At 49.8% G+C, this 21,430-nt stretch carries 21 protein-coding genes and 2 rRNA genes; 8 read left to right on the top strand and 15 right to left on the bottom strand.

Going from position 1 to position 21,430, the window contains the following annotated elements; translation table 11 throughout:
• From G465_RS0105745 to zapE, 3 genes are all read left to right on the top strand, one after another.
• Positions 1-111: ribosomal RNA gene (locus G465_RS0105745) — 23S ribosomal RNA — on the top strand; the annotation flags it as partial.
• A 59-nt stretch (positions 112-170) separates the two neighbouring features.
• Positions 171-283: ribosomal RNA gene (rrf, locus tag G465_RS0105740) — 5S ribosomal RNA — on the top strand.
• Positions 284-405: 122 nt separating this feature from the next.
• Complete coding sequence (gene zapE / locus G465_RS0105735) at positions 406-1,554, top strand: cell division protein ZapE (RefSeq protein ID WP_022653524.1); 1,149 nt, start codon at positions 406-408, stop codon at positions 1,552-1,554.
• A 1-nt stretch (position 1,555) separates the two neighbouring features.
• Here zapE and G465_RS0105730 read toward each other — a convergent pair whose 3' ends face one another.
• Entirely contained in the window at positions 1,556-2,080 is a 525-nt protein-coding gene (locus G465_RS0105730; RefSeq protein ID WP_022653523.1) for a GNAT family N-acetyltransferase, read from the bottom strand.
• A gap of 52 nt (positions 2,081-2,132) precedes the next feature.
• Between G465_RS0105730 and flgA the strand changes: the two genes are divergently transcribed.
• The 5 genes from flgA (at position 2,133) to G465_RS0105705 (ending at position 6,211) form a co-directional block, all read left to right on the top strand.
• Entirely contained in the window at positions 2,133-2,831 is a 699-nt protein-coding gene (gene flgA / locus G465_RS15025) for a flagellar basal body P-ring formation chaperone FlgA (RefSeq protein ID WP_162138816.1), read from the top strand.
• A gap of 139 nt (positions 2,832-2,970) precedes the next feature.
• Positions 2,971-3,276 (top strand): flagellar biosynthesis anti-sigma factor FlgM, encoded by a 306-nt coding sequence (gene flgM, locus G465_RS0105720; protein ID WP_022653521.1) that lies wholly within the window; start codon positions 2,971-2,973, stop codon positions 3,274-3,276.
• A 36-nt stretch (positions 3,277-3,312) separates the two neighbouring features.
• A complete protein-coding gene (locus G465_RS0105715; protein ID WP_162138815.1) occupies positions 3,313-3,780 on the top strand; it encodes a flagella synthesis protein FlgN in 468 nt (155 codons plus the stop codon).
• Between the two features lie 114 nt (positions 3,781-3,894).
• Positions 3,895-4,848: a CobD/CbiB family protein gene (locus G465_RS0105710; RefSeq protein WP_022653519.1), complete on the top strand. Its 954-nt coding sequence runs from the start codon at positions 3,895-3,897 to the stop codon at positions 4,846-4,848.
• 46 nt (positions 4,849-4,894) lie between these two features.
• Positions 4,895-6,211 carry a DEAD/DEAH box helicase gene (locus G465_RS0105705; protein ID WP_022653518.1) on the top strand — a complete coding sequence of 439 codons (1,317 nt, stop codon included), beginning with the start codon at positions 4,895-4,897 and terminating at the stop codon, positions 6,209-6,211.
• Positions 6,212-6,268: 57 nt separating this feature from the next.
• On the opposite strand, the gene G465_RS0105700 is transcribed toward G465_RS0105705, so the two are convergent.
• The 14 genes from G465_RS0105700 to rlmN form a co-directional block, all read right to left on the bottom strand.
• Positions 6,269-7,045 carry a ferredoxin--NADP reductase gene (locus G465_RS0105700; protein ID WP_022653517.1) on the bottom strand — a complete coding sequence of 259 codons (777 nt, stop codon included), beginning with the start codon at positions 7,043-7,045 and terminating at the stop codon, positions 6,269-6,271.
• A 157-nt stretch (positions 7,046-7,202) separates the two neighbouring features.
• A complete protein-coding gene (locus G465_RS0105695) occupies positions 7,203-8,495 on the bottom strand; it encodes an adenylosuccinate synthase (protein WP_022653516.1) in 1,293 nt (430 codons plus the stop codon).
• Between the two features lie 21 nt (positions 8,496-8,516).
• A complete protein-coding gene (locus tag G465_RS0105690; RefSeq protein ID WP_022653515.1) occupies positions 8,517-9,668 on the bottom strand; it encodes an ATP phosphoribosyltransferase regulatory subunit in 1,152 nt (383 codons plus the stop codon).
• 98 nt (positions 9,669-9,766) lie between these two features.
• Entirely contained in the window at positions 9,767-10,660 is an 894-nt protein-coding gene (hflC, locus tag G465_RS0105685) for a protease modulator HflC (protein ID WP_022653514.1), read from the bottom strand.
• Positions 10,661-10,662: 2 nt separating this feature from the next.
• Positions 10,663-11,859 (bottom strand): FtsH protease activity modulator HflK, encoded by a 1,197-nt coding sequence (gene hflK / locus G465_RS0105680; RefSeq protein ID WP_022653513.1) that lies wholly within the window; start codon positions 11,857-11,859, stop codon positions 10,663-10,665.
• A 21-nt stretch (positions 11,860-11,880) separates the two neighbouring features.
• The gene (hflX, locus tag G465_RS0105675; RefSeq protein ID WP_027405212.1) at positions 11,881-12,999 is read right to left on the bottom strand and encodes a GTPase HflX; all 1,119 of its coding nucleotides are present in this window, start codon (positions 12,997-12,999) and stop codon (positions 11,881-11,883) included.
• A gap of 38 nt (positions 13,000-13,037) precedes the next feature.
• A complete protein-coding gene (gene hfq, locus G465_RS0105670) occupies positions 13,038-13,286 on the bottom strand; it encodes an RNA chaperone Hfq (RefSeq protein ID WP_027405211.1) in 249 nt (82 codons plus the stop codon).
• 102 nt (positions 13,287-13,388) lie between these two features.
• The gene (gene der / locus G465_RS0105665; protein ID WP_022653510.1) at positions 13,389-14,765 is read right to left on the bottom strand and encodes a ribosome biogenesis GTPase Der; all 1,377 of its coding nucleotides are present in this window, start codon (positions 14,763-14,765) and stop codon (positions 13,389-13,391) included.
• A 9-nt stretch (positions 14,766-14,774) separates the two neighbouring features.
• Entirely contained in the window at positions 14,775-15,929 is a 1,155-nt protein-coding gene (gene bamB, locus G465_RS0105660) for an outer membrane protein assembly factor BamB (RefSeq protein ID WP_022653509.1), read from the bottom strand.
• 2 nt (positions 15,930-15,931) lie between these two features.
• Positions 15,932-16,570, bottom strand: coding sequence for a YfgM family protein (locus tag G465_RS0105655; RefSeq protein ID WP_022653508.1), 639 nt, complete (start codon positions 16,568-16,570; stop codon positions 15,932-15,934).
• Positions 16,570-17,868: a histidine--tRNA ligase gene (gene hisS / locus G465_RS0105650; RefSeq protein WP_022653507.1), complete on the bottom strand. Its 1,299-nt coding sequence runs from the start codon at positions 17,866-17,868 to the stop codon at positions 16,570-16,572. Before hisS ends, G465_RS0105655 begins: the two co-directional genes overlap by 1 nt.
• 57 nt (positions 17,869-17,925) lie before the next feature.
• On the bottom strand, positions 17,926-19,191 hold the full coding sequence (ispG, locus tag G465_RS0105645; protein WP_027405209.1) for a flavodoxin-dependent (E)-4-hydroxy-3-methylbut-2-enyl-diphosphate synthase: 1,266 nt from the start codon (positions 19,189-19,191) through the stop codon (positions 17,926-17,928).
• Between the two features lie 3 nt (positions 19,192-19,194).
• Entirely contained in the window at positions 19,195-20,178 is a 984-nt protein-coding gene (locus tag G465_RS0105640; protein ID WP_022653505.1) for a helix-turn-helix domain-containing protein, read from the bottom strand.
• 127 nt (positions 20,179-20,305) lie between these two features.
• Entirely contained in the window at positions 20,306-21,397 is a 1,092-nt protein-coding gene (gene rlmN, locus G465_RS0105635; protein ID WP_022653504.1) for a dual-specificity RNA methyltransferase RlmN, read from the bottom strand.
• Positions 21,398-21,430: the final 33 nt, after the last annotated feature.

The following is a 21,430-nucleotide window of genomic DNA, read 5'->3' as shown; positions in this document are numbered from 1 at the left end:
GCTACAAGCCTCCTAAAGAGTCGTTGAAGACCACAACGTTGATAGGTCGGGTGTGGAAGCGCAGTAATGCGTTAAGCTAACCGATACTAATTGCTCGTGTGGCTTGATCCTATAAGTTGCGACACTTACTACAATCTAACCCTTGTCTTTACTTCTTCAAACCCTTTTTGCTTGGCGGCCATAGCGAGTTGGTACCACCCCTTCCCTTCCCGAACAGGACCGTGAAACGACTCAGCGCCGATGATAGTGCAGATCCCTGTGTGAAAGTAGGTCTCCGCCAAGCCCCCCATTACAAAAGCCCCTGCTATTCGATGTAGCAGGGGCTTTTGGCTTTTCTTCGTCTTTTATTTTTGCCTATTTAACTATCTGTGTTAAATTACTTTCTTTGTATTCTGGTACTAAGATATGTCTCAGCACGCTTTTTCTCCTGATAAAAATAAGGTAACCACACCAAAAGCATGGTATGAACATGCCTTACAAAAAGAAGGTTTTATCTATGATCCTGCTCAAGCTGCTGCTATTGAAGTATTAGAGGTTCTTTACAAAGAGTTGATTGCCTTTAAGGAAAAGAGAAACCGTTTTCTTGGGCGCAGTTTCCGCAGCCCTAATCCACCAAAAGGTTTATATTTTTGGGGTGGTGTCGGTCGCGGAAAAAGCTTTTTAATGGATGCTTTCTTTTCTTGTGTGCCATATAAAAGAAAACGCAGAATTCACTTCCATCATTTTATGATGGAAGTTCATCAAGAGTTGCGTGTTGTAGCAAATGAACCTGATCCATTGATTGCTGTTGCTAAGCGAATTGCTGCTAAAACGCGCTTATTATGTTTTGATGAATTTCATGTATCTGACATTGCTGATGCAATGATTCTAGGCCGTTTGTTAAAAGAATTATTAGCAAGGGGTGTGATTTTTGTCATGACTTCAAATTACAAACCAGATGATTTATACCCCAACGGTTTGCAGCGTGCTAATTTCTTGCCCACAATTGAATTGATTAAGCAATCAATCAATATTTATAACTTAGACGGTGGTAATGATTATAGGCATCGCGCTTTGACTCGTGAGCCTTTATACATCTACCCATTGAAAGAAAGCCAGCCAAAATTATTAGCGCTATACCAAAGTTTACACTGCGGTAAAGAAATGAAACATGAATTACAGGTGTTAGGCCGTACTATTCATTGTGTGAAACATTCTTTGGGCGTGGTATGGTTTGATTTTGCTGAAATTTGTGGTGGTCCACGTGCACAAACTGACTATTTAGAGATTGCTCGCGCATATCATACTGTTTTAGTGTCGAATGTACCCAAGTTATCGGCTGCACAATCTGCAGAGGCACGTCGTTTTACTTGGTTGGTTGATGTTTTCTATGATTGTCGGGTTAAATTGATTTTAAGCGCTGAAGTGGCAGCAGATCAAATTTATACCGAAGGTATTCAAGCCAGCGAGTTTTTCCGAACTGCTAGTCGTTTAAATGAAATGCAAACAAGTGAGTACTTAGCATTGCCACACCAATCATTAGATGAACAAATGGCGGGGATTACTGAGACGTAATTCATCGTATTTCGTTGGCTTGTGCTGGTGTGGATAATATTTTTTGATACAGTTCAACATCAAGCCAGCGTTCAAATTTAAATCCAACTTGCTTGAGTGTTCCTGCGTGGGTAAAACCAAATGATTGGTGTAATTTGATACTGTTTTGATTGCTGCTATCAATCGCGGCAATCAAAACATGATAATCTTGTTTTTCTGCATAATGAATCAACGCTTCTAATAAACATTTACCTAAACCACGCCCTCTAAAGTCTTGATGAATGTAAATGGAGTGTTCAACCGTATATTGATAGGCTGGCCAAGCACGGAAAGTGCCATAACTGGCAAAACCAGTAAGTTGGTTATCGTCTGTAATTAAACCAATCACTGGGAATTTCTGCAGCATTTTTTGTGAAAACCAATTCTCGATGGTTTCTAAGCTACGTGGTTGATAGTCATATAATGCTGTTGAATGAACAATGGCTTCATTAAAAATGGCTTGGATGGCCGTGCCATGTTCTGCGAAATTACACTCGATAATGTGCATATTGCCCTTATGTTTAAAAACGACTGTGATGAAGGTTGTTGAGGGAGAAACCGTGAAGAATTTTACAGGGTATCGTGTTGGTGTGGTATGGCTTACTTTGATTGTCTTGCCGGCCTCATCAATGGCAGCCGTACCGACTCACCATAATTTGGCGGCACTAGAGGCACAAGCACAGCAATTTGTACAGAATGAGTGGGCGAACACACCTCATCGTATTGAGTTTGGCAAACTTGATAGCAAGCTAAAAGTAGCAAATTGTCCCGCACCGCAGATAGAGTGGCTAAATAAAAAACGCTCCGGCTCAACAGCTGTTGTCTTGCGTTGTGATTCGCCTTCTTGGTCATTGCGCTTGCCGGTGGTGGTAGAACCTAATTTAATGATTGTGGTAAGTAAGCGTGCCTTGAGTGCGGGTGAGGTATTGCGTGCAGAAGATTTGGAGTTAAAACCTGCGCCTGCTGGTTATAATGCGCAACGTGCTATGCTGAATGTGCGTGATGCAGTAGGAAAAGTGGTTACGTTTTCGATGGCTGCTGGTTTACCACTGCGTCCTGAACATCTCAAGGGGCAACAGGTGATTCGTGCAGGACAGAAAGTGCGTGTTTTAGCGCAAGATGCAGGTTTCTCGGTGTCTGCCGAAGGGGTTGCTACGCGTGCTGCTATGGTGGGTGAAGTTGTCGTAGTGAAAATGCAAGGAGGCCGAACGGTCTCAGGTGTTGCGCAAGCTGATGGGAGTGTACTGATTACCTTGTAAAGCACGAGGACTTTCCTGATTTAATTGGAATGCTTGTTTTTGTTAAAAACCGCTGTTGCTTCTGCTGCGTCACTAAAGTTTTGTGAATTTTGACCGATGTTTGCTAGCAATAAACTCGACTTTTTGTATAGAAAATGCCATGAAAATTCAGCCTAATAATCCTTCGGTGGCGAATTCTGCAGCGGTGAGTAACAAAGCCCGTCTTGCACCCTCTACCACCACAAGTGCACCTTCCCAGGTGCGCCCTGTTAACGTTGCCATCAATCCATTGGCAAATCAGGTGGCAGCTCTCGAACAATCGGTGCAGCAGCAACCGGTAGTTGATTCTGAGAAAGTTGCCGCCATTAAGCAAGCGATCGCTCAGGGTAAATTTACGATTAACCCTAACGCTATTGCTGATGGTTTGATTTCGTCTGCACGCGAGTTGCTTGCAGGTCGGGAGTAAATCTATCCCACTTTTTGAGAATATATGGAAGCGACTATGCCTGCTTATGACCAAGCTTTAAGTGAACTGATTGAGCGAGAAATTCAGCTATATGAAATGCTCAATGAGGAGCTGGCTGCTGAGCAGGCGGCGTTGGTACACCAAGCCATTGCCGACTTGGAACGTCTTGCAGCGCAAAAGCTCAATACCCTAGAGCAAATCGACCAATGTGTTAAGCAACGTACTGACATTCTCAGAACACTCGGTTGTCAGGAACGTGGAATTTTTATGCAATGGTTGTCTGATAAAGAAACATTGTTAAAAGCATGGTGTCAACTTGAAACACTATGCGCTCGCGCCCAATCCATCAATCGCGTCAATGGTCAACTGATTGCGCGTCATCTTGCGGATACGCAGGAAGCGCTGGATATTTTGATGGCAAGCCCTCAAAGCACGATGGCGTATAAGCGTGATGGTGGGGCGCGCTCTGCTATTGCAGGTGGTCGTACACTGGGTCAGGCCTAACCTTAATCCCTCTGCAATCGTGCTGTTCCTTTCTGTTCAATGCTGCGAGTTAGCACGCTTTGTGCTATCGTGGCCATCCTTTTTTATTTTCTTCAGAAAGTTTTTTCTCTTGCCATGACCCTGCTCGCGATTATCCTCGCGCTTGCGCTGGAGCAAATACATCCCTTAGGTAATCGAAACCGCGTTTTGCTAGTGTTTACGCGTTATGCCAACTACCTCGAGCGCCACTTAAATGCGGGACGCAATCGGCATGGTGTATTGGCATGGTGTCTAGCTGTTTTGCCATTAGCTGGGCTAGTTTGGTTGATTCATGGGGTGTTATATAAAGTCACGCCTGTATTAGCCTTAATTTGGGATGTGGCGGTGTTATATCTCACGATGGGGTTCCGCCATTTTTCTAGTGCACTGACAGAGATTTCTTTGGCCTTGGCGGAGAACCGTGTGGTGGATGCCCGTTTGGCACTGGCTCGTTGGTCTGGTCAGCCTACTTCTGAACTTGAAATTAATGAAATCTCTCGTTTGACTATTGAACAAGGGGTGATTGACAGTTATCGCCACGTCTTTGGCACGATGTTTTGGTTTGCCGTCTTACCTGGACCTGCTGGTGCGGTCATGTATCGCATGTCAAATATGTTGTACCAAAAATGGGGTGGTCGTGAAGAGATTTTAGGTGAAGCGTTTGGGCGCTTTGCTCGCCGTTTTCATGAAGCGATTGATTGGTTGCCGGTACGCCTAACCTCGGCTAGCTTTGCAGTGATGGGCGATTTTGAAGATGCTGTATTTTGTTGGCGTTCACAAGCGATTGCTTGGGGACACTACGCTTATGGGATTTTATTAGCTTCGGCTGCTGGGATTTTATTAGCTTCGGCTGCGGGTGCAATTGGCGTCAAGTTGGGTGATCCACTGCGTCAAGACTATACAGTGAAGTACCGGCCCGAATTAGGTGTGGGTGATGAGGCCGATCCCGATTACCTACGCCGTGCCGTGGGTCTAGTGTGGCGGTCGGTGGTATTGTGGTTGGCAGTGATTTTATTGTTAACCCTTGTGCAATGGTTATCTTTGTCTTAAATGGCGCGTGTTAAATTAATCGTGCCATCTATTTTTAGGAGTTGTTATGTCGTTTGCTGAGCTTGGCTTAAGCCCTCTTATTCTTCGGGCTGTTGAGGAGCTAGGCTACCGTGAGCCGACACCTATTCAGCGTCAAGCGATTCCTGTGGTGTTGGCCGGCGGGGATATCCTTGCTGCTGCACAAACAGGAACAGGTAAAACAGCGGCATTCACCTTGCCTGTGTTAACCCGTTTAATGGGCTATGCCAATAGTAGTGCCTCACCGGCGATGCATCCGGTACGTGTATTGGTTCTGACACCAACACGAGAACTTGCCGATCAAGTGGCTGATAGCGTGCGTCAATATAGCCAACATAGCCAATTGCGTTATGCTGTGTTATTTGGTGGGGTGAGTATTGATCCACAAAAAGAGCAATTGCGCCGTGGTATTGAGATTGTTGTTGCTACCCCCGGTCGGTTACTCGACCATGTTGAACAAAAGACCATCCAGTTAAATCGAGTGGAAATTTTGGTGATGGATGAGGCAGATCGAATGCTCGATATGGGCTTTTTGCCTGATATCCGCCGCATCTTGACCTTACTGCCCAAAACACGACAAACGCTTCTGTTTTCTGCCACTTTCTCGCCAGAAATTAAAAAGCTGGCCGCTGAGTTTATGAAAGAACCTCAGCTAATTGAAGTGGCGCGGCAAAATGCGACTAATGCCAAAATTGAACAAACTATTTATGCCGTTGATAGCCACCGTAAGCGCGCATTATTAGTGCGCTTGCTGCAACAGCGCGATATGTCACAGGTCATTGTGTTCTGCCGCACCAAACAAGGGGCAGATCAACTGACCCGTGAGTTAAAGCGCGAAAACATCTCTGTGGCAGCCATTCATGGTGATAAAGCACAGCAAGCCCGTATTGAAACCCTCGCTGCTTTTAAAGCGGGTGAAGTGCGGGTGTTGGTGGCAACCGACGTAGCAGCACGCGGTTTAGATATCTCTGATTTACCGTTTGTAATTAACTTTGAGTTACCAAAAGCGCCAGAGGATTACGTCCATCGTATTGGTCGTACGGGGCGGGCGGGGAGCTCGGGGGTGGCGATTTCATTGATGGCAGAAGATGAACAAAAAGCCCTCGCTAACATTGAAAAATTAACCCGACAAACGTTAAAACCTGAAATGATGACCGGTTTTTGGCCGAGTTGGATGGAGCATCCTAAACCCCCTCCCTCGACCTTTCATCAGGCCTTTGTAACACCAGCACGGCCTTCGCCTTTGGCGCATTTGATGTCGGGGAAAGCATGGCGACATCCGCTAAGCCAAGCACAGCGTGAAATCCCTGCTTTGTTAATGCCGCCCCGCTACAACAAGCATTAAAAAAACAGCCAAGCAAAAATGCTTGGCTATTTTTTTGCATGGCGTGTTTATAATCGCTTAGCTTTCAACAAAGGCACGCTCGATGACATAGTGCCCTTGTTGGCCTTGGCGCGCTTCTTCTAAACCGTATTCTTTCAATAAAGCGCAGGTTTCTTTCAACATCGAAGGACTGCCGCATAACATGGCGCGGTCGGTATCGGGGTCGAGGCTAGGTAAGCCGAGATCTTGGAACAGTTTGCCGCTGCGAATTAAATCGGTTAACCGACCTTGGTTGACATAAGGCTCGCGTGTCACCGAGGGATAGTAGCGCAGTTGGTTTTTGACCAGTTCGCCTAAGAATTCGTGTTCTGGCAAGGTTTCGGTGATGTATTGCTGATACGCCAATTCGCTGCAATAGCGCACGCCGTGGAATAAGATCACGTTTTCATAACGCTCATATACTTCTGGATCTTTAATCAGTGACATAAACGGGGCGAGGCCGGTACCGGTGCCGAACAAATATAAATTGCGCCCACCCGGTAATAAGTCATCAATGACCAATGTTCCTGTCGGTTTTTTACTAACTAACAGGTTATCCCCTGGCGTTAGATGTTGCAGGCGCGAGGTCAGGGGGCCATCGGGGACTTTAATACTAAAAAATTCTAAATGTTCTTCATGATTTGCACTGGCAATACTATAAGCACGCATCAGCGGGCGGCCATTCACTTCTAGGCCAATCATCACAAAGTGTCCGTTTTCAAACCGTAACCCTGCATCGCGGGTGGTTTTGAAGCTAAATAAACTGTCATTCCAATGGTGAACGCTTAGTACACGTTCGGCAGAAAAAGCGGCCATGCGAGTTCTCATTTCAAGCTGAAGAATATCAATGGCGCTACAGTACGAGAATTTCTGTTTTTGGAAAATCAGTTTATTTTTGATTTGTTTTACGGAAAAACCGTAAAAGAGGCGCAGTAAAATCCCCTGCCGAGGCAGGGGATGTATCCGTATGCGATTAGGCAAATGGATGACGCAACACGATAGTTTCTTCGCGATCTGGACCGGTCGAAATAATATCAATCGGTGCTTCACAGACTTCGGCAATCCGTGTCAGATACGCTTTGGCATTGGCTGGCAGTGCATCATACTCTTTCACGCCAACTGTCGAATCGTGCCACCCTGGCATGGTTTCATAAATTGGCTCACAACCGCTAACCGCTTCTGAACCAAATGGCAGGATGTCGTATTCAACACCATCTTTACGATAGCCAACACACAACTGGATCTCGTCCATACCATCCATCACGTCTAGCTTGGTGACACACAAACCAGATACGCCATTGATTTGGATCGAGCGTTTCAGTGCCGCAGCATCAAACCAACCACAGCGACGTGGGCGACCAGTAACCGAGCCAAATTCATTGCCACGTTTGGCAAGGTAAGCACCAGTATCGTTGCTTTGTTCGGTTGGGAAGGGGCCAGAGCCAACACGGGTGGTGTAGGCTTTTACAATCCCCAACACATACTGCAACATCTGTGGTGCAACACCGGCTCCTGCCGAGGCAGCACCGGCCACACAGTTGCTCGACGTCACGAATGGGTAGGTGCCGTGGTCGATATCTAATAAGGTGCCTTGTGCGCCTTCAAACAACAACGGTTTGCCCGCTTTGTTGAGATCGTACAAAGTGCGCGACACATCAGCCACCATCGGCTTAATGCGTTCTGCCAACTTCAAAGTTTCTTCCAAGGTCGATTGGAAATCGACAGTGTCAGTTTTGAAGTATTCTTTTAACAAGAAGTTGTAATAGGCTAAGTTTTCGCCGAGTTTGGCGGCAAAACGTTCTGGGTAGAATAAATCTTGCACACGAATGGCGCGGCGAGCGACCTTATCTTCATAAGTTGGGCCGATACCACGACCGGTGGTACCAATCTTGTTCTCGCCTTTGGCTGCTTCACGCGCTTGGTCTAACGCGATGTGGTATGGCAAAATCAGCGGGCAAGACTCCGAGATTTTCAAGCGTTTGGAAACATCAATCCCTGCGGTTTCCAACTCGTCAATTTCTTTCAGCAAGGCTTCTGGGGAAATCACCACGCCGTTGCCGATGAAACATTCTTTACCGGCGTGCAAAATCCCAGACGGAATCAAGCGCAACACGGTTTTTTTACCACCGATGACCAAGGTATGACCGGCATTGTGGCCACCTTGAAAACGCACAACCCCTTCGGCATGGTCTGTCAGCCAATCGACAATCTTACCCTTGCCTTCATCACCCCATTGTGTGCCGATCACGACAACATTCTTGGACATGGAAAAACCTCTTCACAAAAATCAATGAAACGGGACGACTTGCCAGTCGCCGTCACGGAAAACCAATTGCCGATCACAGTTGAGTGCGGCGGCTGATTCATTTAAGTAGTCGATTACGACAATTTCGCCTTCGGCGCGTAAACGATTAGCCGAGCTTGTTGCTGCGGCATGGTCTGTTGCGGCAAGACGAATCCCTTTTTGTGGGCTGGTCTTGGGCAAAATTCGCAGTAAATCGCGTAAATCTAAGCTAAAGCCGGTAGCTGGACGGGCACGGCCAAATTTGCGCCCGACATTGTCATAGCGCCCACCGCGTGCCAATTCGGACGCCCACCCTTCGGCATACACAGCAAAGATCAGACCCGTGTGGTAGTGCGTGCCGCGCAATTCAGTGAGGTCGTAATACACCTGCACGTGTTCTTGCTCAAGCGATTGGCCGATTTGTTCTAACTGTGCCAAGGCTTGTTCCAGCGCGGGCAAGGTAGGTAAGTGCTGACGCGCTAGGCGTAAGCAATCGGGGCCAAATAATTCGGGCAAGCGCAGTAAAGCACTGCGGTAGGGCTCGGCAACACAAGTCAATTCTTCCCGCAAGCTGGCGACATCCTTGGCCTGCAACAGCTGTAGCAGATTGGCGATGTGTTTCTTCTCCAATCCTGCGGCATTGACCAAGGCATAAAACACACCGAGATGACCAAGATCGAGGGTCAACTGATTGATGCCTACGGTACGCAAGGTTGCCAGCATGAGATGGATGATTTCCAAATCGGCGCCAGTTTCAGCACAACCATAGAGCTCTGCGCCAATTTGCAACGGCTCACGAGACGCGGTCAGGCTATCTGGGCGGCTGTGGACAACGCTGCCAGCATAACAAAGACGGGTTACCCCTTCGCGCGAGCCCAATAAGTGGGCATCAATACGGGCAACCTGTGGTGTGATATCAGCACGCAGCCCCAATTGGCGGCCGCTGAGTTGGTCATCAAGTTTGAATGTTTTTAAATCTAATGCTGCATCACCGTCAGAAACCAGCGATTCAACATATTCAATCAACGGCGGACATACCAATTCATAGCCATGAGTTCGAAACAGTTCCAGCATACCGGCTTTGGCTGTTTCGAGTTGTCTGGCGCTGGCTGGCAAAATATCAGCAATATTTTCGGGTAAGAGCCAATTACGCATATCGGTTCACGAACGCTACACAAGAAAAGGGGCGGGGAGTCATTCCCCGCCCGAGGAAGCTATCACCACCTCGACCTGCAAGGTGGCTTGCCAATTAGTTATTTACCACTTCCTTCTGCCCCTGCGCGCCCGTTCGGGTTTTTCAGGTAGCGGAAGAAGCTTGCGCTTGGGTCTAACACTAATACATCGTTCTTATCACGGAAGCTTTGACGATAGGCTTCCATGCTACGCCAGAAGGCATAAAACTCTGGGTTACGACTAAACGCCTCATTATACAGTGCCGAGGCTGCTGCATCGCCTTCACCTTTTAAGGCTTGGGCTTTGCGATACGCTTCAGCAATCACCACTTCACGTTGTTTATCAGCATCAGCACGAATCCGTTCGGCTTCTGCTGCCCCTTCAGAACGCAGTTGGCTAGCCACTGTACGACGCTCAGAACGCATCCGGTCATAAATCGAAGTGCTGATTTTATCCGGAAAATCGACGCGTTTTAAGCGCACATCAATAATTTCTACACCAATACGGCGGGCATCTTGGTCAGCGCGGGTACGTACACTGTTCATAATGTCCTCACGTTTGCCGGAGATCACCTCAGGTATCGTTTTTTGACCGAACTTAGCGCGTAAACCATCGTTGACAGTTTGTTTTAACCGCGAAACGGCAATGGCTTCATTACCGCCGACACTTTTGTAATATTGCTCGACATCCACCACGCGCCATTTCACAAAACTGTCTACCAACAGGTTCATTTTTTCGCGAGTGTTATAAAGCTCGGGTGATTCGGGGTCGATGGTCCGGATACGGCGATCGAAGAAACGCACATTTTGCAAGAATGGGATTTTGAACTGCAACCCCGGTTCTTTCACCACGCGGACCACTTCACCAAATTGAAACACCAAAGCATATTGCCGTTGGTCAACGGTAAACAGGCTCATGCTCAACAGCATGACACCAGCAAACAAAGCAACAACGGTGGGAATCAATCTATCCATTATTATCTTGCTCCCAAATCACGGTTGCGCACGACATCACGGCCATTATTGGCCGCAGCAGGTGCGACAACTTCACCTTCAGTTTGTGGCGTGGTTTCGTTATTTGCCGCCGGTGCGGTTGAAGTGGGGCCTGGTTTTGCCTGTTGCATCAACTTATCTAGCGGCAGATAGAGCAGGTTTTGCCCATTTTTCTGATCGACAAAAACCTTGCTGGTCGACGCGAGAATATCTTGCATGGTATCGAGATACAGACGCTCACGGGTTACCGCCGGTGCTTTCTGATATTCACTCAATACACTGCTAAAGCGTTGAGCTTCACCCTCGGCACTGGCAATCACGCGTTGTTTATAACCCTCGGCTTCTTGCATCAAGCGTGCGGCTACCCCTTGCGCTTTCGGGATCACATCGTTGGCATACGCTTGACCTTCATTGCGCAGCTTGTCTTTGTCTTGCCCTGCTTTCACCGCATCATCGAACGCCGCCAACACCGGTTCTGGTGGTTGTACGTTGTTGATGTTCACTTTGCTGATGCGGATGCCAAGTTGATAACGGTCAACGATTTGTTGAATCAACACTTGTGTATCGCTGGCAATTTTGGCACGGCCCTCGTTGAGGACAAAATCAACCTGATTACGGCCAACCACTTCACGGATAGAAGACTCAGCGATTTGTTTCAGGATGTCTTTACAGTCACGATCAGCACAGGCGTTTTCAAACAGGAAATTGCGGGCGCTGAGCACGTCATATTGCACTGATAATTGCACATCGATGATGTTGAGGTCGGAGGTTACCATCAGTGCTTCTTCGCTGACGCGATTTTTATCGTTGCCACGGTAGCCAATTTCAAGGCTACGCACATCGGTCAAACTGACTACTTCAACCTGTTCAATCGGATAGGGAATATGCCATTGCAAACCAGCATCGGTGCTGCGATGGTATTCACCAAACCGCAATACTACACCTTCTTCGCGGGCATCAATCATATAAAAGCCACTGGCTAGCCACAGTGCGGCGAGCACCCCACCAATCGCAACTAAACCCCCTTTGAAGCCACGGCCACCGCTTGGAAAGCCATTACCGTCTCCACCCGAATGATTACCGCGAAATTTACGGGTCACATTGCGGAAAATCTGTTCGAGGTCTGGCGGCCCGTCGTTACCACGGTTACCGCCTCCCCATTGCGGGTCGTTTTGGGACATGATTTTTCCGTGAATTTTGATCTATGAATGAGAAAGCTCGTCGTGCGGTTGAGCCAACTGTAAACGTTCGGCAATTGCTTCACGCAACAGTTCAAGTCCACTACCAGTTAATGCCGACACGCGGACAGCCACAATATGGCCGTTTTCATCGCGCTCGATAGCAGCGTCTTGCCCCTTAATGTCGATTTTATTCCACACTATCAACTGAGGAATGGTGTCAGCCCCGATCTCTTGCAAGACCTTGTTGACCTCTTCGATTTGGCGTTCGCGGTTATCGCTGGCACTGTCCACCACATGTAACAGTAAATCGGCACGGACGGTTTCTTCCAAGGTGGCGCGAAAGGCAGCCACTAAGGCATGGGGCAAATCGCGAATAAAACCAACGGTGTCCGACACAATGATAGAGTTGCGCCCACCTAGATAAAGCTTGCGGCTGGTGGTATCGAGGGTGGCAAAGAGTTGATCGGCGGCATAGGTTTTGGCTTTGGTCACGCTATTAAAAAGCGTGGATTTTCCCGCATTGGTATAGCCAACAATAGACACTGTGGCGATGCCCGTACGTTCTCGCCCACGTCGTTGTACCTGACGCTGTTTTTCCACTTGCGCTAGGCGGTCTTTCAACATCTTGACCCGTGCACCTAACAAACGGCGGTCGGTCTCGAGCTGGGTTTCACCTGGACCGCGCAAACCAATACCGCCTTTTTGCCGTTCAAGGTGAGTCCAACCACGGACTAGGCGCGTAGCGAGGTGTTCAAGTTGTGCCAATTCAACCTGCAATTTACCCTCATGGCTTTTCGCCCGTTGGGCAAAAATATCCAAAATCAGGCTATTGCGGTCGATTACCCGACATTCGAGCGTACGCTCTAAATTGCGCTGTTGGGCTGGCGAGAGGGCATGGTTAAAAATCACCACTGAGGCATCTTGTGCCGTTCGTTCAAGGCCGATTTCTTCAACCTTGCCCTTTCCCGCAAACAGGGCTGCATCGGGGCGTTGGCGTTTGCCCAACACCACGCCGCATACTTCTACCCCTGCGCCACGGACTAATTCGACACATTCGGCCACGCTATCAGCAAAATCGGGTTCGCCAAAATTGAGGCAAACCACGATTGCCTTATCACCTAAATCTGGGCGGTCAAACACAATTACACCGCTTTCGTCTCAGCTGAACAGGAGGGATGTTAGGCATCCGCATTGCCTGTGGGTGCTTCGTGTGGAATCGATACTGGGCGAGATGGCACCACGGTGGAGATGGCATGTTTGTATACCATCTGGGTGACTGTATTTTTGAGCAACACCACGTATTGATCAAAAGACTCGATTTGGCCTTGTAATTTAATGCCATTGACCAAGTAGATCGATACTGGCACGTGTTCCTTACGCAGGGTATTCAGGAACGGGTCTTGTAGCATTTGCCCTTTCGCGCTCATCGCGGGGTACTCCAAAGTAGATTTAAGAGAAAAACTGCTGAGGTGGCAGCAGGTGAGGTCTTTTTACCATCTTTCTAGTCTCCTGCCCCCTCTATTTCGCGTTTACTTGCGATTTTTACCACGCCGTTGGCCAGGATCGCTTGGGCGTGTCGCAGTTTTACGACGTTCTAAGAACGGATTCTCCGCACTGCGGTATTCCACCCGCAATGGGGTTCCCTCGAGTTTGAACGCTTTACGGAAGCAATGTTCCATATAGCGGGTATAACTATCAGGAATTTTATCTAATGCACTGCCATGAATGATCACGATGGGTGGATTCATCCCCCCTTGGTGAGCATAGCGCAGCTTAGGCCGTACCAAACCGACACGCGGGGGCGCTTGACGCTCTTGGCTGATTTCCAGTACGCGAGTTAATTTTGGTGTTGGCAGTTTTACCATTGCTGCGGCATAGGTGGCATCAATCGAGGCAAATAAATCGCTGACCCCGCGCCCTTGTAGCGCCGAAATATAGTGAAAACGTGCAAAGTCCAAAAATGACAACTTGCGAGCAATATCGCGTTTGACTTGGTCGCGGCGTTCTTGGTTGGTGTTATCCCATTTATTCACTGCCACAACCAAAGCCCGCCCCGCTTCGAGTGCAAAACCGGCGATGCTGGCATCTTGGTCGGCAATGTCTAAGCTGGCATCCAACACCAAGACCACTACATTGGCATCTTCAATCGCTTTGAGGGTTTTCACCACCGAAAACTTTTCAATTGCCTCATCAACCCGACTTTTCCGCCGCACACCGGCGGTGTCAATAATCGTGTACGACTGACCATTGCGCTCAAAATCGATATAGATACTGTCGCGAGTGGTGCCGGGCATATCAAAAGCAATGACCCGTTCTTCACCTAAAATCGCGTTGACCAAGGTGGATTTCCCCACGTTAGGGCGGCCAATGACAGCAAAGCGTGGATGGCGGCTGGCTTCTTCTTCCTCTTCATCAGGGAAAGGTTCTAACACCGCGTCGAGTAATTCACGCACGCCATCGCCGTGTGCGCCAGAAATGGCCCACGGGTCGCCCAAGCCGAGTTCGTAGAACTCAGCAGCTACCACATCACGCCGCATCCCTTCGGCTTTATTCACCACCAAAAACACTGGCTTATTCAGTTGCCGCAGGCGGTTAGCAATGACCTTATCTTGGGGGGTCATACCCGTACGAGCATCCACCAAAAAGATCACAGCATCGCCTTCATCCACCGCTTGCAAGGTTTGACGAGCCATTTCAAATAAAATACCGCTGTCGGCAATCGGCTCAAAACCGCCGGTATCGACGACCAAATACGGCTTATTCCCACCACGGCCATGACCATAGTGGCGATCACGGGTTAGACCGGGTAGATCAGCAACCAGCGCATCACGACTCCGCGTGAGGCGATTAAACAGTGTCGATTTGCCGACATTCGGCCTTCCGACTAATACAACAGTTGGCTTCACGCCATCTCCTTAACGGCCTAAGGCCAAAATACGTCCATTTTCAGTTTGCAGTAATACCCGTTGCGCCGACACATTCAGCGGGCGGCCTTGCAGTTCGTTGCCACCGGTGGCAAGACGACCGACAAGGCTACCATCGAGGCTTGATAACAGATGGGCATACCCTTCTGCATCATAGACCAGCACCTGTCCATTCAATAGCGCGGGTGCAGAGACACCACGATAGCGCAAACCTTCTTGTTTCCACATGGGGGTGCCGCTATAGCGGTCGAAGGCATGGACAGTGCCATCATCTGCCGTGACATACAGCAAACGGGCATCAAAAGTTAAACCACGACTGGAGGACAATTCGCGTGACCACATCGGGGTGCCGCTTTTGGCATCTAAACATGCCACTCGGCCTTGGAAGGCCACAGCACATACCATATTGCCGTCAAACACCGGTGGGCTGGCGACATCGGCAATTCGTTCCAATTCAGTCGCACCGCGTGGCAGCGTAACGGCAGACTCCCAAATCAATTCACCACTGGCAAGATTGAGTACCCCCAAGCGGCCACCGGACATGCCCAACAACGCCACCTCACCACCAAGGGCTTGCAGTGAACCACTATGGCGGACGGTCAATGCGGGTAAATTGTGTTGATAGACCCAAAGCTGGCGGCCATCGCGGCTGTCAAAGGCACTGACACGGCCATCTTGGGTTTGCACAATCACCTTATCCCCAGCAACTTGGGCTGGGCTGGTGGGAAGGCTAGACAAGGTAACCGTCCAACGTGCGCTGCCATCGGCACGCAAATGCGCCATCAGCTTGGCTTGTTTGGTAATCACATAAAAGTGATCGGCATTGGCAGCAATCCCCGCTGCCAAGTCTTGTTTGAGGGTAAGACGTTGAATCACTCGTCCGCTGTCGCTGTCTAACTCGAGCACCTCGCCGTTTTCACTGCTGACCCACACCCGATCGGCAATCACTGCTGGCTGAAACACCCCTTCAGCACTGTTTTTTGCCACATCAACCCGCCATAACAATTCAGGGTTTTGTGACTGGCTGAGGGTGGTCAGCGGTGTTGGTTGTGGGCGGCCATCGCCACTGAACCAACTGGCACAACCCGTTAAGGCGACACTGGTACATAAAGCAGCTGACAAAAGGCGTAAGCGAGGTGCAGTCATGGTTATTCAGCTCCTAGCGCATCGAGTTTAATCTCGGTTAAAGACCGAGAGGGCGACGCGCTTTTTTCTAGTTTTTGTAAAGCGGCACGATAGGCGCTGCGGGCGGCGGCAATATCGCCTTTTGCCACTAACACATCACCTTTTAAATCTAAAAAGCTACCAGCGAAGCCGTCGGTATGCGGTTTAGCCAACTCGGCCAAGGCGCGGTCGTATTGTTTTTCATCAAGCAACACCGCCGCCAACCGCCAACGCGCTAAATCACGAATCGCTTCTTCTTTGGTGTGTTCAATCACCCATTCCAAACTGGCACGGGCTGGTGCAAATTGACCGGCTTCAAAGGCCAAACGCGCCTCGATTAAAGCGGCACGATTGGCATAAGCTGTGCTGGCATACTCTTGTTTCAGTGATTGAAACAACGGGGCCAATTTATCTTGTTGGCCGCGTTCGAGATGGCTTTCGATTTGGGCATAGTATTCACCGGCGGCAGCGGCTTGTTTGCGTTGATACATCTGCCAGCCTTGGAAGCCCAGATAACCGAGGCAAACAAAAGTGAGAGCCAACGCTAGCCAACGCCCCCAGCTGTGCCAAAAGCTCCGGATTGCTTCAATCTGTTCCTGTTCTTGTAAATCGAATGCCGCCATCAGTCGGTTTCCTTCTGGGCTTGAATCTGTTGCAACAGGGTACGGGCGGCGGTGGCGACTTCAGCAAAGGCCGCTGTTTGTTGTGGTAAACCGCCATGCAGCGGTTTTAACACCACATTGTGTTCTGCCACTTCATTAGCGCCGATAATCACCGCACCATAAGCGCCGCTGGCATCCGCTTTTTTCATTTGTGACTTAAAGCTAGCCTCGCCCATGTGTTGCACCACGCGCAAACCAGCTTGGCGCAATTGTTGAGCAACGCGCAAGGCATAGCGTGCAGTGCCCTCGCCTTGGTGAATCACAAACCAATCTGGTACATCAGCCGCTGGCAATAGATTCTTCTCGCCCAACAACAACATCAGGCGTTCTACCCCCATTGCAAAACCGACTGCGGGGATTGATTGGCCACCGAGTTGTTCAATCAAGCCATCATAACGACCCCCGCCACACACCGTGCCCTGTGCGCCGAGTTCTTGTGTTACCCATTCGAACACCGACAGATTGTAGTAATCCAAACCACGCACTAACCGTGGGTTTTCAACATACGGAATATTGGCGTCACTGATCATCTGTCGCCATTCATCGTAATGCTGGCGCGAGGCATCACCGAGATAATCCAACAAGCGGGGGGCTTGTTCACAGATGGCTTGCATCGAAGGCGTTTTGCTATCCAACACGCGCAGAGGGTTGGTGTAAAGACGGCGCTTGCCATCTTCATCTAACGCCTCTTGGTGTTGTTCAAGATAGGCAATCAACGCTTGGCGGTGGGCGGCGCGTTCTTCGCTGGAACCTAGGGTGTTGATTTGCAGTTGCAGATAGGGAGTTAAACCCAAGCGTTGCCATAAATCGGCCAGCATAATCACAATTTCAGCGTCCACATCGGGGCCACTGAAACCGAGGGCTTCGGCACCAATCTGGTGAAACTGACGATAGCGCCCTTTTTGTGGCCGTTCATGGCGGAACATCGGGCCGATATACCACAGACGCTGGGTTTGCTTATAGAGCAAATTATGTTGTAACGCGGCGCGTAGGCACGAGGCGGTGCCTTCTGGCCGTAGTGTTAGGCTGTCGCCATTGAGGCTGTCGGTGAAGGTGTACATCTCTTTTTCGACAATATCGGTGGCTTCACCAATTGAACGCACAAACAACCGTGTATCTTCCACAATTGGGGTGCGAATGTTTTTATAGCCGTAGTCCTTGAGCCATTCGCGGACGGTGTGTTCAAAAAATAACCATTGATGCGAGGTGTCGGGCAGGATGTCATTCATCCCACGAATTGCCTGAATTTTTTCTGCCATGTTTCTGTATTCGTTAAAGTTAAGCGAGTCGGCGAAGGCGAGTCAGTCGATCAAACATTACACCGGTTTGAGTGGAATCACCTTACGGCGTTTGCTACCACCCTCGCCATAGCGGGTGTGGACATATTGTTCGACCAAGGTCTGAAATTCGCTGGCGATTTGTTCGCCTTTGAGGGTGACGGTTTTTTCACCATCCACATACACGGGCGCCACCGGCACTTCGCCAGTACCAGGGAGTGAGATCCCGATATCGGCTAATTTACTTTCACCAGGGCCATTCACCACACAGCCCATCACGGCGACGTTCATGCTTTCGACACCTGGATAGGCCAAGCGCCACACTGGCATTTTTTCGCGCAAGAACTGTTGAATTTGTGCAGCCAGTTCTTGGAAGAAGGTGCTGGTGGTACGGCCACAGCCCGGACAGGCGGTTACCAACGGGGTAAATGAACGCAGCCCCATGGTTTGCAACAGTTCTTGTGCAACAATCACTTCTTTATCACGCGGTGCGCCTGGTTCTGGCGTGAGAGAAATACGAATGGTGTCGCCAATGCCCTCTTGTAATAACACTGCCAGCGCCGCACTAGAGGCAACGATGCCTTTCGAACCCATGCCTGCTTCAGTAAGACCCAAATGCAGCGGCCAATCACAGCGCGCTGCTAAAGAACGGTACACCGCAATCAGGTCTTGCACATGCGACACTTTGCACGACAAGATAATTTGATTGGATAGCAAGCCAAGTGCGACTGCTTTTTCTGCACTTTCCAACGCTGAAATAATTAATGCCTCACGCATCACTGCTTCAACCGGCCACGGTTCACTGCGGCGGGCGTTTTCATCCATCAATCGAGCCGCCAAACTTTGATCGAGGCTGCCCCAATTGACGCCAATCCGCACCGCCTTGCCTAGTTCAGCCGCTGTTTTCACCATATAGGCGAATTTCTCATCACCCTTGCTGCCTTTGCCGACGTTGCCAGGGTTGATGCGATATTTCGCTAAAGCGCGTGCACAATCGGGGTAGTCGCGCAATAAACGCTCACCGTTAAAGTGAAAATCACCGACCAACGGCACATCACAGCCTTGATCATCCAGCTGTTGGCGGATGGTGGCGACTTGGGCGGCGGCTTCGGGACTGTTGACGGTGATTCGCACCACCTCGGAACCGGCACGCGCCAATTCCAAAACTTGGGCAACCGTGGCGGCAGCGTCTGCCGTGTCGGTATTGGTCATTGATTGAATCACAACCGGGGCATCACCCCCGACCGGAACATGTCCCACCATCACTTGTTGGCAGGCACGGCGAGTTGGATAGTGAGAAGAAATCACCTATTTCAGCTCCAGTTTGGCAGTGGTGCCTTTTTTGATATGTTTTTTCAGGTCAATGGCTTGATTGTTGTGGAACAATTCGACCTCAGTGGCATTGCCAATCGTCATTTTGAACGGCGGTGTGCCTTCGACAATCCGTTCCTTACCGGCTTTCTGTGTACCAAACACCACTCGTTCGCCTTTGCTATCCAAAATCTCCATCCACGAGTCTTGCTTCATCACTAAACGCAGTTGATGGTTGCCGTTGGTAGGTAAGGGCGCTGTTGCCGTGGTGGTGGGGTCTGTGACTGCAGGCGTTGTCGGGGTTGCTGCTGGTGTTACTGTCGCGGTGGCAACAGGCGGCGGTGTCACCGGTGCTGCCGTTGCACTTGGCGTGGTGCTGCTGGCCTCGGGTACTGGGGCAGGCGTTGCGGGTGTTTCTACCGCTTCTGCTGCCGGTGGTGTGGCAGCGGCTGGCGCTTTGGCAACCGTTTCAGCAGGTGCGGCCGCTTCAGCACTCGGTTCGGTAGTGTCACTTGGTTGTGATTGATACCACACGAGGCCAGCACCGACTAATAACAACGGCAATAACCATTTCCAGATACCACTGCCGGTATCAGTGTTGGTCGCCGCAGCGGTAGTGGGGGTGATTTCTTTTTCTTTGTGGGTATCTACCGAGGCTGTTTTGCCTTGCGGCGTTGCGGCAGGGGCAGGGCGCGCATCTGGCGCGGTATTGGGGACTTGGCTATCTAACCACGCCATAATCGGTTCGAGGTCGAGCTCTAGAAACTTGGCGTAATTGCGCATAAAACCACGGACAAAAGTTGTCCCCGGCAGACTGCTGTAGTCGTCGTTTTCTAATGCCTCGACTTGTTTGCGAGACAGTTTTAAATAATCTGCGGCTTCTTGAATAGAAATGCCACGTTTCACACGTTCATTGGACAGCAAGACGCCGGCCGAGACTAATGATTGGGATGAGCCCGGAATTTGGATTTCACTGCTCATGGAGTGTGCTCCACTCTAAAAAATAAAGGGCTTGCTTAAACAAAGAGTTAGGCATGATACCCCGTATTGCGGGGCCGCCATATCGGTTTTTACTCCGCCGCATTGTACGCTGCACAACTTTATTGGACTAGGCATCCGTGGTTGGGCGGTCTTGCCATTGTATTGTGCGACGGGTTTTATCTTGTACTTTCCCCGCTAATTGGCCACAGGCAGCATCGATATCATCGCCGCGTGTCTTGCGTACCGTCACCACAAAACCGGCGGCTTGCAAAATTTCACGGAAGGCGCGGATGCTGTTATTGCTTGAACGCGCATAGCCGGAATTAGGGAAAGGATTGAATGGAATTAAATTAAATTTACAGGGCAAATCGCGTACTAAGGCAATCAATTCTTGTGCATGGTGTGGACGGTCGTTGACGCCATCTAACATCACATACTCAAACGTGACGAAATCACGCGGTGCTTTTTCTAAGTAGCGTTCACAGGCGGCGAGTAGGGTTCGCAGCGGATATTTTTGATTGATGGGGACGAGTTCATCGCGCAGCGTGTCGTTAGGGGCATGTAGAGATACCGCCAACGCCACAGGGCAATCTTCACGCAAGCGGTCGAGAGCTGGGACGAGGCCCGAGGTGGATAAGGTTACGCGGCGGCGGCTGAGGCCATAGGCGTGGTCATCCAACATAATCGACATGGCATTGACCACATTATCGTAGTTTGCCAACGGTTCACCCATGCCCATCATCACCACATTGGAAATCACCCGTTCGTTTTTAGGCGTCACGCCCATCGATTTATTCGCCCACCACAGCTGGCCGATAATTTCTGCTGTCGATAAATTGCGATTAAAGCCTTGACGGGCTGTCGAACAAAACGTGCAATCGAGCGCACAACCGACTTGCGATGACACACATAAGGTGCCACGGTCGTCCTCTGGAATAAAGACGGTTTCAACACCATTGCCGGTGCCAACATCTAACAACCATTTGCGGGTGCCGTCATCTGAAGCTTGGCCAGTGATCAGTGCGGGGACTTTCACTTCGGCATTGGCGTTGAGCTTTTCGCGTAGGCTCTTGGCCAAATCAGTCATGGCATCAAAATCGGCTTCGCCCATTTGATGAACCCACCGCATGACTTGCTTGGCACGAAATGGTTTTTCGCCTTGGGCTGCAAAATGGTCGAGTAATTGCGGCAGGCTAAAGTCGAGCAGGTTGGTTTTCATGGATGAATTCAGAACAGATGGGATGCGATAAAA

The sequence above is a fragment of the Aquaspirillum serpens DSM 68 genome (assembly GCF_000420525.1).
GTDB lineage: Bacteria > Pseudomonadota > Gammaproteobacteria > Burkholderiales > Aquaspirillaceae > Aquaspirillum > Aquaspirillum serpens.
The sequence above is the reverse complement of the archived record's forward strand: the minus strand, read 5'-3'. Positions and strand labels throughout refer to the sequence as shown.

What these genes read in the sequence shown, in the direction of transcription:
- zapE (WP_022653524.1), top strand. Translation starts at nt 406, where the DNA reads ATGTCTCAGCACGCTTTTTCTCCTGATAAAAATAAGGTAACCACACCA.
- G465_RS0105730 (WP_022653523.1), bottom strand. Translation starts at nt 2,080, where the DNA reads ATGCACATTATCGAGTGTAATTTCGCAGAACATGGCACGGCCATCCAA.
- flgM (WP_022653521.1), top strand. Translation starts at nt 2,971, where the DNA reads ATGAAAATTCAGCCTAATAATCCTTCGGTGGCGAATTCTGCAGCGGTG.
- G465_RS0105715 (WP_162138815.1), top strand. Translation starts at nt 3,313, where the DNA reads ATGCCTGCTTATGACCAAGCTTTAAGTGAACTGATTGAGCGAGAAATT.
- G465_RS0105710 (WP_022653519.1), top strand. Translation starts at nt 3,895, where the DNA reads ATGACCCTGCTCGCGATTATCCTCGCGCTTGCGCTGGAGCAAATACAT.
- G465_RS0105705 (WP_022653518.1), top strand. Translation starts at nt 4,895, where the DNA reads ATGTCGTTTGCTGAGCTTGGCTTAAGCCCTCTTATTCTTCGGGCTGTT.
- G465_RS0105700 (WP_022653517.1), bottom strand. Translation starts at nt 7,045, where the DNA reads ATGGCCGCTTTTTCTGCCGAACGTGTACTAAGCGTTCACCATTGGAAT.
- G465_RS0105695 (WP_022653516.1), bottom strand. Translation starts at nt 8,495, where the DNA reads ATGTCCAAGAATGTTGTCGTGATCGGCACACAATGGGGTGATGAAGGC.
- G465_RS0105690 (WP_022653515.1), bottom strand. Translation starts at nt 9,668, where the DNA reads ATGCGTAATTGGCTCTTACCCGAAAATATTGCTGATATTTTGCCAGCC.
- hflC (WP_022653514.1), bottom strand. Translation starts at nt 10,660, where the DNA reads ATGGATAGATTGATTCCCACCGTTGTTGCTTTGTTTGCTGGTGTCATG.
- hflK (WP_022653513.1), bottom strand. Translation starts at nt 11,859, where the DNA reads ATGTCCCAAAACGACCCGCAATGGGGAGGCGGTAACCGTGGTAACGAC.
- hfq (WP_027405211.1), bottom strand. Translation starts at nt 13,286, where the DNA reads ATGAGCGCGAAAGGGCAAATGCTACAAGACCCGTTCCTGAATACCCTG.
- bamB (WP_022653509.1), bottom strand. Translation starts at nt 15,929, where the DNA reads ATGACTGCACCTCGCTTACGCCTTTTGTCAGCTGCTTTATGTACCAGT.
- G465_RS0105655 (WP_022653508.1), bottom strand. Translation starts at nt 16,570, where the DNA reads ATGGCGGCATTCGATTTACAAGAACAGGAACAGATTGAAGCAATCCGG.
- hisS (WP_022653507.1), bottom strand. Translation starts at nt 17,868, where the DNA reads ATGGCAGAAAAAATTCAGGCAATTCGTGGGATGAATGACATCCTGCCC.
- G465_RS0105640 (WP_022653505.1), bottom strand. Translation starts at nt 20,178, where the DNA reads ATGAGCAGTGAAATCCAAATTCCGGGCTCATCCCAATCATTAGTCTCG.
- rlmN (WP_022653504.1), bottom strand. Translation starts at nt 21,397, where the DNA reads ATGAAAACCAACCTGCTCGACTTTAGCCTGCCGCAATTACTCGACCAT.